Annotated in this window: 12 protein-coding genes; 7 read left to right on the top strand and 5 right to left on the bottom strand. The window is 61.7% G+C overall.

The annotated features are described in order from the left end of the window. The first annotated feature begins 29 nt into the window (after positions 1-29). The 4 genes from RAS12_RS17085 to RAS12_RS17070 all read left to right on the top strand — a co-directional run bounded on the left by RAS12_RS17085 (position 30) and on the right by RAS12_RS17070 (position 5,734). Complete coding sequence (locus tag RAS12_RS17085; protein WP_306937388.1) at positions 30-365, top strand: hypothetical protein; 336 nt, start codon at positions 30-32, stop codon at positions 363-365. A 431-nt stretch (positions 366-796) separates the two neighbouring features. Further along, positions 797-3,604 (top strand): magnesium-translocating P-type ATPase, encoded by a 2,808-nt coding sequence (gene mgtA / locus RAS12_RS17080; RefSeq protein ID WP_306937387.1) that lies wholly within the window; start codon positions 797-799, stop codon positions 3,602-3,604. A 53-nt stretch (positions 3,605-3,657) separates the two neighbouring features. Next, positions 3,658-4,761, top strand: coding sequence for a porin (locus RAS12_RS17075; protein WP_306937385.1), 1,104 nt, complete (start codon positions 3,658-3,660; stop codon positions 4,759-4,761). Positions 4,762-4,861: 100 nt separating this feature from the next. Further along, complete coding sequence (locus RAS12_RS17070) at positions 4,862-5,734, top strand: cytochrome c oxidase assembly protein (protein ID WP_306937382.1); 873 nt, start codon at positions 4,862-4,864, stop codon at positions 5,732-5,734. A gap of 45 nt (positions 5,735-5,779) precedes the next feature. Here the strand turns inward: RAS12_RS17070 and galU are convergent, their stop codons facing one another. After that, on the bottom strand, positions 5,780-6,631 hold the full coding sequence (gene galU / locus RAS12_RS17065) for a UTP--glucose-1-phosphate uridylyltransferase GalU (protein WP_306937380.1): 852 nt from the start codon (positions 6,629-6,631) through the stop codon (positions 5,780-5,782). A 57-nt stretch (positions 6,632-6,688) separates the two neighbouring features. Between galU and RAS12_RS17060 the strand changes: the two genes are divergently transcribed. Then, positions 6,689-8,212 (top strand): M48 family metalloprotease, encoded by a 1,524-nt coding sequence (locus tag RAS12_RS17060; RefSeq protein WP_306937378.1) that lies wholly within the window; start codon positions 6,689-6,691, stop codon positions 8,210-8,212. A 43-nt stretch (positions 8,213-8,255) separates the two neighbouring features. Here RAS12_RS17060 and RAS12_RS17055 read toward each other — a convergent pair whose 3' ends face one another. The 4 genes from RAS12_RS17055 to RAS12_RS17040 all read right to left on the bottom strand — a co-directional run bounded on the left by RAS12_RS17055 (position 8,256) and on the right by RAS12_RS17040 (position 11,054). Beyond that, entirely contained in the window at positions 8,256-9,356 is a 1,101-nt protein-coding gene (locus tag RAS12_RS17055) for a YheT family hydrolase (protein ID WP_306937375.1), read from the bottom strand. 17 nt (positions 9,357-9,373) lie between these two features. Continuing rightward, complete coding sequence (locus RAS12_RS17050) at positions 9,374-9,796, bottom strand: YybH family protein (RefSeq protein ID WP_306937374.1); 423 nt, start codon at positions 9,794-9,796, stop codon at positions 9,374-9,376. A 38-nt stretch (positions 9,797-9,834) separates the two neighbouring features. After that, a complete protein-coding gene (locus RAS12_RS17045; protein ID WP_175177927.1) occupies positions 9,835-10,056 on the bottom strand; it encodes a zinc-finger domain-containing protein in 222 nt (73 codons plus the stop codon). Positions 10,057-10,133: 77 nt separating this feature from the next. Further along, on the bottom strand, positions 10,134-11,054 hold the full coding sequence (locus RAS12_RS17040) for a branched-chain amino acid transaminase (protein ID WP_306937371.1): 921 nt from the start codon (positions 11,052-11,054) through the stop codon (positions 10,134-10,136). A 252-nt stretch (positions 11,055-11,306) separates the two neighbouring features. Between RAS12_RS17040 and RAS12_RS17035 the strand changes: the two genes are divergently transcribed. Both RAS12_RS17035 and RAS12_RS17030 read left to right on the top strand, forming a co-directional pair. Then, the gene (locus tag RAS12_RS17035; protein WP_306937368.1) at positions 11,307-12,056 is read left to right on the top strand and encodes an AzlC family ABC transporter permease; all 750 of its coding nucleotides are present in this window, start codon (positions 11,307-11,309) and stop codon (positions 12,054-12,056) included. Beyond that, positions 12,053-12,388 carry an AzlD domain-containing protein gene (locus RAS12_RS17030; RefSeq protein ID WP_306937366.1) on the top strand — a complete coding sequence of 112 codons (336 nt, stop codon included), beginning with the start codon at positions 12,053-12,055 and terminating at the stop codon, positions 12,386-12,388. Before RAS12_RS17035 ends, RAS12_RS17030 begins: the two co-directional genes overlap by 4 nt. Positions 12,389-12,398 lie beyond the last annotated feature (10 nt).

Raw genomic sequence — 12,398 nt, 5'->3', positions numbered from 1 at the left:
CGCTCCCCATTCTTGCAATGGAGGTCGTTATGCGTTTCTTCGACTTGTTCCTACGCCGCGCCGGCGTGGACCGCGCCACCGCTATGGGCCGCCGCCGCGGCACCTCGCGTTTGACGGTCATTTGCCCGCGCGACGAATTGGGAGCCTTGCGCAAGCAGATCTGTCTGGACTTCGGCGCCGCTGGCCTGGATGTCTCGCAAGTACAGATCGACCAAGGTCAAGACCCGAGCATGGCGTCGGCTTGCATCACCGTCAATTGCCCCCCGGAACTGCGGGCCGAATTGATGTCGCAAGCGCGCCGCCTGAGCGCCAACCCCGCTGTGCGTCACGTACATTTCGGCGCGCAAACCGCCGCGATGGCCTGAATCCAGCCATCCCTCCCAGGAGAGATCATGCCTAGTGCCTTAGACCCCGAGCCTCGATCGCGCCCCGTGTGCGGCGCCGGTATGCCTGCCTGACCTGTTTGCTCCCTGCGAGTCGACAGGCCGGACAGTCATTCCGGCCTTGACGGACTCCGCAGCATTGAATCACCGGCCCGGCCCACCCTCTGTGCGCCTCTCCCGCCGGTTCTGATTTCTCCGCTAGCTCCCCTTCCGTTTTCCGCACCCGGCGCGCCATCGACGCGACCTGGACACCGCCTGGACACCGGCAACATTGCCCCGGTGCTTGCGCACGCCTGTACGTGGCGGACTGACGGCTTTCCCGCGAAAGTCGCGGCCCTCTGCTGCCCGCGCGCAGCCCTAGGGCGGGTCGTCCGTGTCTCCAACAACAACACAAAAAAAACCGGAGCACTCCGATGTTTACCTTTCTGAAATCATTCTTCTCGTCCGCGGCGGGACTGCGGCGTTCGGGACGCCACTTCCGCCGCTCCCCCATTCTGGAACAAGGCGACGGCGCTGCCGCATCTTCGGCCGCCGCTACTGATGCATCGCGCCGCGCCAACCGCCGCATGCTGGACACGTCGCGTATGGGGCTGGATGCCTTGTTCGCACGCTTCGGCAGCGGCCGGGGCGGGTTGTCCCAATCCCAGGCCGAAGCTTCCCGTGAGCGCCACGGCGCCAACGAGGTGGATCACGAAAAGCCGCTGTCCTGGTATTTGCACCTGTGGATGTCGTACCGCAATCCCTTCAACCTGTTGCTCACGGTTCTGGCGTCCCTGTCATGGCTGACCGATGTGCATATGGCCGAGCCGGACGAGCAGTCCTGGACGGCGGTTGTGATCATCGGGTCCATGGTCGTGATTTCCACCGTGCTGCGCTTTGTGCAAGAGCTGCGTTCAAACCGGGCCGCCGAGGCGCTGAAGGCCATGGTGCAAAACACGGCCACCGTGTTGCGCAGCGATGCGCAGGCGCCTGTTGCGGGCGATGGCCGGCGAGTCTTGGGCAAACCCCTGCATGATTCGGGGTCGCATCAGCTGGAAGTGCCTTTGGCGAAACTGGTGCCTGGGGACGTCGTCCTGCTGTCCGCCGGCGACATGATTCCCGCCGACTGCCGCATTTTGAATGCCAAGGATCTGTTCGTCGCGCAAGCTGCGCTGACTGGCGAATCCTTGCCGGTTGAAAAGTTCGCCATCCAACACGTCGAAACCGAGAACGCACTGGAATTGGAGAACATGGCGTTCATGGGAACCAACGTGGTCAGCGGTTCCGGCAGCGCCCTGGTGGTGGCGACCGGCGCAAACACGTATTTCGGGCAATTGGCGGGCCGTGTCACGCAAAGCACGCGCGCTCCTACGCAATTCCAGACCGGCATTAATCGCGTGAGCTGGATTCTGATCCGCTTTATGCTGGTCATGGCACCGGTCGTCATGCTGATCAACGGTCTCACCAAAGGCGATTGGCTGGAGGCGTTGCTGTTCGCGCTCGCCGTCGCTGTTGGCCTGACCCCCGAAATGCTGCCCATGATCGTCACAGCGACGCTTGCCAAGGGTGCTTTGCGCATGTCGCAGCGAAAAGTGGTCGTCAAGCGTCTGGATGCCATCCAGAACCTGGGCGCCATGAATGTGCTCTGCACGGATAAAACGGGCACGCTGACGCAGGATCGAATCGTGCTGGAGCGTCACACTGACGTCTACGGCACAAGCAGCGATGATGTGCTGGCCTATGCTTACCTGAATAGCTATTACCAGACAGGGTTGAAGAACCTGCTGGACGTCGCGGTGTTGCAACACGCCGAAATCGAGCGCAGTCTTGACCTGGCCTCGAAGTACCGCAAGGTCGACGAGATTCCTTTCGATTTTTCGCGTCGCCGTATGTCGGTGGTGGTGAATGAAACCGAGAATGGCCGCGATCACCATGAACTGATTTGCAAGGGCGCGCTCGAAGAAATGTTGTCTGCATGCACGCGTTTGCGTGTGGGCAGCGAGGTGCATTTGTTGACCGATGCACGGCGGGCCGACATTCGCCGAGTCACGGCGGAATTGAACCGGGATGGCTTGCGTGTCATCGCAGTGGGTGTCAAGGAAATGCCGCCCACGCAAGAGACCTATGGCGTAGCGGATGAATCCGACCTGGTGTTGGTGGGTTACATCGCGTTCCTGGATCCTCCGAAGGAATCCACCGGCCCTGCGCTGGCGGCCCTGAAAGCGTCGGGTATCGAAGTCAAGGTGTTGACGGGCGACGTGGAATTGGTGACGCAAAAGGTCTGCCGCGAAGTGGACTTCGACGTGCGCAAGGTTTACCTGGGCGCCGAGATCGAAGCGATGGACGATGCCCAATTGGCCATTGCCGTGCGCGAAGCCAACGTATTCGCGCGGCTGACCCCGGCTCACAAGGAGCGCATTGTGCGCAGCTTGCGTGCACAAGGTAATACGGTGGGATTCATGGGGGACGGCATCAACGACGCCCCCGCCTTGCGGGCTGCCGATGTGGGAATTTCGGTGGATTCCGCAGTGGACATTTCGAAGGAGGCTGCCGATATCATCCTGCTGGAAAAGAGCCTGATGGTGCTGGAAGAAGGCGTAATCGAAGGCCGCAAGACCTTCTGCAATATGCTTAAGTACTTGAAGATGACGGCCAGCTCGAACTTCGGCAACGTCTTCTCGGTGTTGGTTGCCAGCGCTTTCCTGCCCTTCCTGCCGATGTTGCCTATCCATCTGCTGCTGCAGAATTTGATGTACGACATTTCGCAAACGGCAATTCCGTTTGACAATGTTGACGAAGACCTCCTGAAAAAGCCGCAGCAATGGGACCCGGAAGGTCTGGGCCGATTCATGGTTTTCTTTGGTCCGATCAGTTCTATATTCGACATCGCGACGTACGCGCTCATGTGGTACGTCTTCCAGGCTAACGCTCCCGAACACCAGACGTTGTTCCAGTCCGGCTGGTTCGTCGAGGGCTTGTTGTCGCAGACCTTGATCGTGCATATGATCCGCACGCGCCGTATTCCTTTCTTGCAAAGCCGCGCGGCATGGCCGTTGATGGTCATGACCCTGATGGTTGTGGTGGCGGGTCTGGTTCTGCCGTTCTCGCCTCTCGCTGAGTACTTCCACCTGCAAGCCTTGCCGTGGAGCTACTTCCCCTGGCTGGTAGGTATTTTGTTGAGCTACTGCGTCCTGACGCAGCTGCTCAAGGGTATCTGGGTACGCCGCTACGGCTGGCAATAGGTCTATGCACTGAGCGGCGGGCGATCAGCCCGCCGCCATTGTGGGAGAACAATATGAGATTTGCATTTTGTGCCGGTCTGTTGGGCAGCGCGTTGGGCCTGCCGGGCGCGGTATTGGCGGCTGATGACGGCTTCGGTGTACAGCTGTACGGCGTGGTGGATGTGGGTGTCGCCGTGACAAACGTGTCCGGACAGGGCAGCCATAGCGGTTTGCTTGACGGGGGCCTGACGGATTCTCTTTGGGGGCTGCAAGGCGCCGAGGATCTGGGCGGCGGCTGGCGTACGCGCTTTCAGTTGGAAAGCGGGTTTGATGCTTCCAGCGGCAAGACCGCTGAAGATAATCGTCTGTTCAATTACGGCGCCTGGGTCGGCCTGAGCCACGGTAATTATGGCGACCTGCGCTTGGGCCGCCAATACACCGTGGGCAAGACCTACGGCAACGAACTGGAAATCGCGTCCTGGAAGGACATGGGCATGGGCGCCACCTTCAAGGCGTCCGACAACTATCAGTTCAGCAACACCGTCAACTACTACTCGCCGACGTGGAATGGATTTCAGGCGGCGGCGGGTTATTCCTTCGATGCTGATGACCGCAACCAGTTCCGCACCAACCAGAACAACCGGGCGGTGAGCTTGGGGCTGAAATATGAAAGCGGCCCCTTGCTGGCGGTGGCGACCTGGGATCAGCTGCGGCTGGCCGATGCGCCTGATGGTGTCCAAGGCCGTCCCAAAGCGATTCAGCTGGGCGCTTCCTATGACTTCGAGGTGCTCAAGCTATCGCTGGCCTGGTCGCGTCAAAGCAACGGCTACGCCGGGCTGGACGGGGGCGACCCTGATGATCTGGGCCTGGGTCTGGGGCCATCGGCCTTCGCCCGTGGCGGCACGGTCAATGCCTGGCTGGTGGGCGTCAGCGCTCCCATGGGGCCGGGAACCGTGATGCTGCAATGGTCGCTGGCGCGTCCGGACTGGCAGTGGGACAACGGTATGACGGCGCGCAATGCGCAGGTTGTGACCTTGGGTTATACCTATGGTCTGTCCCCGCGCACGACGCTCTATGGCTTTGCCGGCTACGCGTCGAATTACACGCTGGACAACCAGTTTGACCCTGCCAATTCCCACACCACGCGTGTCGGGATGGGCATCTCGCACCGCTTCTAAGGGTTGTAGCGGCTGCGGGGCCACCGGAAGCCGGGGTCTACTACAATCGGCGGGTATCGGCGCATAGCGCCGGTCCTCGTCTACCCCCGGCGTTTATCGGATGGACCGTATGGATAGTCTTGAATGGCTCGTACCCTGGGAGTTCTCTCCCACGCTGGTTGCTTCCTTTGTGGTGGCGATCGTGCTGTTCGTGCGCGGCCAGCGAGTACACCATGTGACTATCGCGCGCCGCATTCTGTTCTGGACAGGGCTGGTGCTGCTGTATTTATCGATGCACACGCGGCTGGATTACTACGCCGAGCGCATGTTCTTCATCCACCGCATCCAGCACTTGGTCTTGCATCATCTGGGGCCGCTGCTGGTCATGGCCGCTTTCCCGGGGCAAGTCATGCGCGCCGGTCTGCCTATGTCGTGGCGCGTGCGGCTGCGTGATTTTCTGCGCACCGGCTCGGGCCGCGCTACGGTCGCTGTGTTGACGAACAAAATATTCGTACCGACGCTGTTCGTCTTCCTGGTGCTTGTCTGGCTGATTCCGTCGGTGCAGTTCTATTCCATGTTGGATTGGCGGCTGTACCGGCTGATGAACTGGTCGGTGGTGATCAGCGGTTTCATGTACTGGAACCTGATCCTGGACCGCCGCCCCGCGCCTCCCGCAGCGATGACGCCGGGTGGCCGGGTCATTTCCCCTGTACTGACGATGCTGCCGCAGATGGTGGCGGGCGCGGTCATCGCTTTTACTGAAAGCGATATCTATCCCTTGTTCGAACTGTGCGGCCGTGCGATTGCCATGTCGGCCCAGACGGATCAGACGATTGGCGGGCTGACCATGTGGATACCGGCTGCGCTGGTTGAAGTGATTGGTTTGATGGTGGCGCTGGGAACGCTGATGCGCCTGTCGGGTAAGGGGCGCTTGCGCAAGGCGGACCGCGATGCTCGCGCGCGAGCCAAGGCCCGCGCGGCGCTATCCGCCTAAATGCTTGCGGCCGCGCCTGCCGGTGGCAGCGCGGCCAGGCCGGCCTTATTCAGGCAGCAGGCCGTGATATTTCTTGCCCAGGGCCACCGTGGCCTGGAACATGCCCGCCTTATTGCCGCAGTCGTAGCGCACGCCGTCAAAGCGATGCGCAAACACGGCGCGTTCGCGCATCAATGATGCGATGCCGTCGGTCAGCTGGATTTCATTGCCCGCGCCCATCTTGGTGGATCGCAGGTGGTCAAAAATAGCAGCCTCAAGCACGTACCGGCCCACGACCGCCAGGGTCGAGGGTGCGGCATCCGGTTCAGGTTTTTCAACAATATGCGTGACGCGTTCCGTGCGGCCATCCGCGCGGGCTTCACCCTGGCGGGTAGCGACTATCCCGTATTTGCGGGTGTCTGCGCGCGGCACGTCCTGCACGCCCAGTACGCTTGCGTTCTGGGCAACGGCAATATCCACCAGTTGCTTGAGGCAGGGTGTGTCGGCGTCGATCAGGTCATCGGCAAGCAGCACGGCGAAAGGCTCATCGCCTACGGCTGGGGCGGCCGACAACACGGCGTGGCCCAGGCCCAGCGGGGCCGACTGACGGATGTAGAGGCAATTCACATGCGCAGGTAGAATGCCTCGCACCATTGCCAGCAGCTCGTGCTTACCTTTGCTTTCCAGGTCGGATTCCAGCTCGGGCGCGGAATCGAAGTGGTCTTCGATTGCGCGCTTGTTGCGTCCGGTCACAAAAATAAGGTCGGTGATGCCGGCGGCAACCGCTTCTTCCACGGCGTACTGAATCAATGGCTTGTCGACCACCGGCAGCATTTCCTTGGGCATCGCCTTGGTGGCGGGCAGGAAGCGAGTCCCCATGCCTGCGACGGGAAAAACAGCTTTACGGACGGGACGCATTGAGACCTCTTTGGGAGTATCGATGAAACATTTTAAGCTCATCGCTATCATAGGCTTATGAACCGCTGGAAAATGCCATCCATTTGCTCGATTGCGAAACAGAGCACGATCTTCGGCCTTTGCGCCACGCTGATCGCCCCTACTATTCCCGCAGCTGCGTGGGCGCAACCCGTCGGGTTGCCTTCGATGGGCGCAACCTCTGCCGCCGAGCTGTCGCCCATGCTGGAACGCAGCTTGGGCCAAGCCATCATGTCGCAGGGCCGGCGCGATCCGACCTATGTCGACGACCCTGAACTCAGTCAATACCTGACCACCATGGGCCGCAAGCTGGCGGCCTTTGCGCCCGGCGCCGTGCCTGAGGTGGAAATGTTCGGCGTGCGTGATCCTGAAATCAACGCTTTTGCCATGCCCGGCGGGTTTATCGGCGTCAATACCGGCCTGATCGTGTCGTCCGGCAGCGAATCCGAGCTGGCCGCCGTGCTGGCGCACGAAATCGGCCACGTGGTGCAGCGTCACATCGCGCGTGGCATGACCCAGCAAAGCCAAAATGGCATGTTGATGCTGGCCAGCCTGGCTGGCGCGCTGCTCGCGGCGTTGGCTGGCGGTGGCGGCAACCTGGCGATGGGTGTTGCGGCATTCGGACAGGCCGCAGCCATCAACCGCCAGCTGGGATTTTCCCGCGATGCGGAACGTGAGGCCGACCGCGCCGGTTTTCAGATGCTGACCAAAGCGGGATACGACGCCGAAGGCATGTCGCAGATGTTTTCTCGGCTGATGAATGCGTCGCGCTTGAACGAAGGGGCAGGGGGCGGCTCCTGGGCCAGCACCCACCCGTTGTCGATCGAGCGGATGTCAGATGTGCAGAACCGCGTGCGGTCCTTGCCGCCGTCCCGCCACGTGGATAGCGATGACTTTTGGTACGTGCGCGCCAAGATGCGGGTGGTGCAGGGGCGCGACGCCGTCAGCCTGCGGTCGGCAGGGCAGCAATTGCAGGACGAGGCCCAGGCCCTATCGGGTGTGCGTCAGTCCGCTGCCTATTACGGCCTGGCATTGCAGGCATTCCAGCGCAACAATCTGACCGAGGCAGACCGCCTGTGGAATCTGGCCTCTGCCAACGGCCGCAGCTCTGCCCAGTTGGCCAAGCTGAGCGTGGACATCGCGTTGGCCCGCAAGGACTATCCCCGCGCGCTGGAACTGGCCCAGGCTGCGACCAAACGCTGGCCGGAGCAGCGGGCGCTGGGCATAGCCTATGCGCAGGCGTTGCAAGCCATTGGCCGTCATGCCGAGGCGCAAGACTATCTTCGCGCCAAGATCAAGCAGTGGGGCGGTGACGAGCCCAGCCTGTACCAGATGCTGGCGCAAAGCGAAGAGCGCAACGGCAAGCCGGTGCAGGCCCGGCGGGATCTGGCGCGCTACTACGTCATGACCGGCGCATTCGCGGCAGCGGAATCGCAGTTGCAGCAGGCGCGCGGCTTGTCTACCGATTTCTACGAGCAATCGCAGATCGATGTGCAGATCAAGGAAGTGAAGGACAAGCTGGCGGAAGAACGTCAACTGCTCGAGCGCTTCAAGTCGGGCTGACGCCCTGAAGCGGCGGGTCTGGGGGCGCATCGCCCCCAGCAACCTACAAGCCTGTTTCGAAGAAGCGTCCCAGCCGCTGCGGCAGCCAGTTCAGGTGCGCCGGGAAAGCGCCCGTGGGAAAACCGGCATGCCCCCCATCACTGGGCTGATGCAACAGGATGCCAGGTGCGCAATCTTGGGGTTTGGGCAACGAGCTTGCCGGGATGAACGGGTCGTTGCGCGCGTTGAGCACCAGCGTCGGCACCGAGATTTTCGGCAGCCAAGGCTTGCTGGACGCACGCGTCCAGTAATCCAGTGCATTGCGGAAACCGTGCATGGGCGCGGTGTAGGTGTCGTCGAATTCGCGCAAATCATGCGCGTGCGCAATGCGCATCACGTCGATGGAGCCGGGAAAGCGATGCGCCTTTTCCAGCACTTTGTGCTTGAGCGTCTTCAGAAAATGGGCCGAGTACACGCGCCGGTTGAAGATGCCGGTGGATAAGGTTTTGCCGCAAGCGACCAGATCCAGCGGAACAGAAACCCCAGCGCAGGCGGTCAGCCAGCCAGTGTCTTCCTGGTGTTCACCCAGATATTTGAGCAGCGCGTTGCCGCCCAGCGAAACGCCTACGGCGTGCCAGCGGGCGTGGGGGATGCGGCTGCGTACGGTCTCGAGCAGGAAGCCGACTTCGGCCGAGTCGCCAGAGTAATAGGCGCGTGCCAGCCGGTTGGGCACGCCCGAGCAGCCCCGGAAGTGCGCAATCACGACTATCCAGCCGCGGGCGCGGAAATAGTGCGCAACAGACTGTGCATACCGGCTGTTGCTGCCGCCTTCCAGGCCATGGAACAGGATCAGCGCGGGCGTGTCAGGCGTATGCGGCAACGACTTCCAGTCCGCATCGGTCATCCACCGCGCAGCGGCTGTTTTGCCGTTGGCAACCGGTCCTTGTCCGCTGATGGACCCGCCATCAGCAGCCTTGTGCGGGAAAAGTCCCGGGCCCGTCCAGTCGAAATCCACGAAATCCGTATCCGGCGTTTCCACCCGGTCGCGTACGAACGCGATCCGGTGGTACTGCGCGAACAGGGACGCGTAAACCGTCTGGCTATCGCCTCCGGGCAACCAGGAGGGAACGGGGCAGGGCGATGTATCAAGACGAGCAGCGGCCAACTAAAGATCCACCCGATTCAATGCAGCATGTCGGGTACGTCGTGCAAGTCGAGCACGCCCGCTTCCGTGGGCGCCGGTGACGAATGGTGCATGACCATGCGCCAGCCGGTAGGGCCCTTGTGGTAGATGTTGGTTGCGTAGCAGTTTGCGAACTGCGTGCCTTCCCGTGTCCGCACGGCCACCTGTTCCACCAGCACGTGCACTGCGCACATCATGCTGAGCATGACCAGCGGGCGCAGCGGGCGAACATGGAGCGGGCCGTTGATCAGCACCTGTTGCCAGGACTCGTGCACCGCCGAGTGACCGACGATGCGCAGGCCTCCCGGGTGGATGCAGACGACCTCTTCGTCGTCGGCCCACACCTGCATCAGGCGCACGGTGTCCGCCTGTTCAAGGGCTTCGTAGAATGCGTGCTCGGCTTCTTCGGGTGTGGCAAACATGGCTGCTGGAATACGGTAGACGTTATGCGGCGAGAAGCTTAGTGCCCGTGGCCGTGCAGCACGGTGCCGGCCTTCAGGCGGTATTCAGCGCCACAATAAGCGCAACTGGCGGAGCCGGAGCGGGCCACGTCCAGGAAGACGCGGGGATGCATGCTCCAGAGCGGCGCCTTGGGGCCGGGACAGAACACGGGCAGGTCTTCGGCGCCGACCTCGATAACTTCGTGAGCGTGGGGGACGGCGGCCGGGGCAGCAGCGGTCATGGATATTCCTGAAAAAAGAACCGATAAACGGCAGGTTGGGGCAATGCGCGATCGCGTTATGAACGAGTCCGCGCGAATCAAACTTTACTTAGCCAGTGATGGTACTTCGGGTTGCGGCCATTCACCATGTCAAAAAACGCTTTCTGCAACTTCTCGGTGACAGGGCCGCGCTCACCAGTGCCAATCTGGCGGTTGTCGACCTCACGGATGGGCGTGACTTCCGCAGCGGTGCCGGTGAAAAAGGCCTCGTCTGCAATGTAGACGTCGTCGCGCGTCAGACGTTTGGTAACAACGCGCAAGCCGAAGTCGGCGGCCAGCGCATGGATGGTGCTGCGGGTGATGCCAGACAGGGCGGACGCGATTTCGGGTTCGCAGAGCACGCCGTCTTTGACGATGAAAAGATTTTCGCCGGCGCCTTCGGCCACAAAGCCTTCGGTGTCCAGCAGCAAGGCCTCGTCGTAGCCGTCTTGCAAGGCTTCGGTATTGGCCAGGATGGAATTGGCGTAGGTGGTGGCTACCTTGGCGCGCGGCATCGTGACATTCACGTGCTGGCGCGCATATGACGACACCTTGACCCGGATACCACGGGATAGCGCTTCTTCGCCCAGATAGGCGCCCCAGGGCCAGGCCGCGATGGCCACATGCACACGGGCGCCCTTAGGTGATACGCCCATTTTTTCGGGGCCGTAGAACACCAGGGGACGCAGGTAGCCGGACAACAACTTGTTTTCGCGCACGACCATACGTTGGGCCTCATTGATCGTATCGCGATCAAAAGGCATGGGGATCTGGTAAATATGCGCCGAATTGAACAGGCGGTTCGTGTGGTCTTCAAGGCGGAAGATGGCGGTGCCGATGTCGGTTTCGTAGGCGCGCAGGCCTTCAAAGACAGACAGGCCATAGTGCAGGGAGTGCGTCAGGACGTGCGTCGTCGCATCTCGCCATGGGACGAGCTTGCCGTCATACCAGATGAAACCGTCGCGGTCAGCCATCGACATGGTCTTCTCCACACAGAACGCGTCAACCTGCCGCGGCGCGTCAGATCTTTCGCGTTGGCCAAGAATCTTGAGGGGCATATTGTATCAAGCGGCGAGGTTACAATATGCGCCTATTCGCGCGCACTGGCGTGGTGCGTTCCGATCCGCGCATCGTGATTCCGGTGACCGAATGGCCCATCGTGCGGGTGGTCGTGTGTTTTCTTCCCCATAGAGTATTCATGTCGTCCTGTTCGAATCGCCAGAGGCCTGCCGTTGTCCTCTGAATCTGCGCTTCCTGAATCCGAAGACCCTGGCGTCGTCCGTCAGGAACGCCTGACTGCGTTCCGTGCGGGGGTGCACGCCATTGTGCCGGCCTTGATTGCCACGGCGACCTGGGGCCTTGTCACCGGCGTGGCAATGGTCAAGTCGGGGCTGACCGAGTCCATGGCGCTGGCCATGACCCTGCTGCTGTACGCCGGCTCGGCGCAATTGACCTCGCTGCCCTTGATCGCAACCGGGGCGCCCCTGTGGCTGATCTTTGCCGCCGGCTGCGTGGTGAATCTGCGCTTCATTATTTTTGGCGCGGCCTTGCACCCCTATTTCCGGCATCTGTCGTGGCCCAAACGCCTGGGCCTGGGCTACTTCACGACTGACATGGGTTTCGTGTTGTTCATGCCGCGCTTTGGCGATTCCGCCGAACGCGGCACGCGTGAGCAGCTCTGGTTCTTCTTGGGCGCCATCGGACCGGGCTGGTTCGTGTGGCAGACATCATCCATTGTCGGCATCTACCTGGGCACGATTGTCCCGGCAGCCTGGTCGCTGGATTTTGCTGCGGTGCTGGCGTTGCTGGCGATCACGGTGCCGCTGGCCAGCTCCAAGCCGATGCTGGTGTCCATGCTGGCCGCAGGCGTCGTCGCTTGGACCGGTCAGGTTCTGCCCTTGCGGCTTGGCTTGGCGGCGGCGGTCATCGCTGGCGTGGTGGCTGGCATGTGGGCTGAACGCTTCTTCAAGGCGCGCGCATGACGCTCTGGCCGTCCGAAATCTACGTCTATTCCGCCATTTTGCTGCTGGCGCTGTGCAGCGTGCTGACGCGCGCCGGCTTCATGCTGTTTGGCGATTACATTCCTCTGCCGGAAGGCGTCAGGCGCGCCTTGCGCTATGCGCCCGCGGCGGCGCTTACCGCCATTGTCGTGCCGGACCTGCTGCCCTGGAAGGCGGGATTGGGTCCTGTGTTCGACTACAAACTGGTTGCCGGGGTAGTCGCCATTCTGGTGTTTCTTCGAACCCGCAGCGCGGTGCTGGTGATCGTTGCCGGCATGATCATGTTGTGGGGTTTGCGCTGGTTGGCGGGCTGATCGTCCGTCT

This window comes from Achromobacter seleniivolatilans (genome assembly GCF_030864005.1).
GTDB classification, from domain to species: domain Bacteria; phylum Pseudomonadota; class Gammaproteobacteria; order Burkholderiales; family Burkholderiaceae_B; genus Achromobacter; species Achromobacter seleniivolatilans.
Note: the sequence above shows the minus strand (reverse complement) of the source record. Positions and strands in the feature narration are given on the sequence as shown.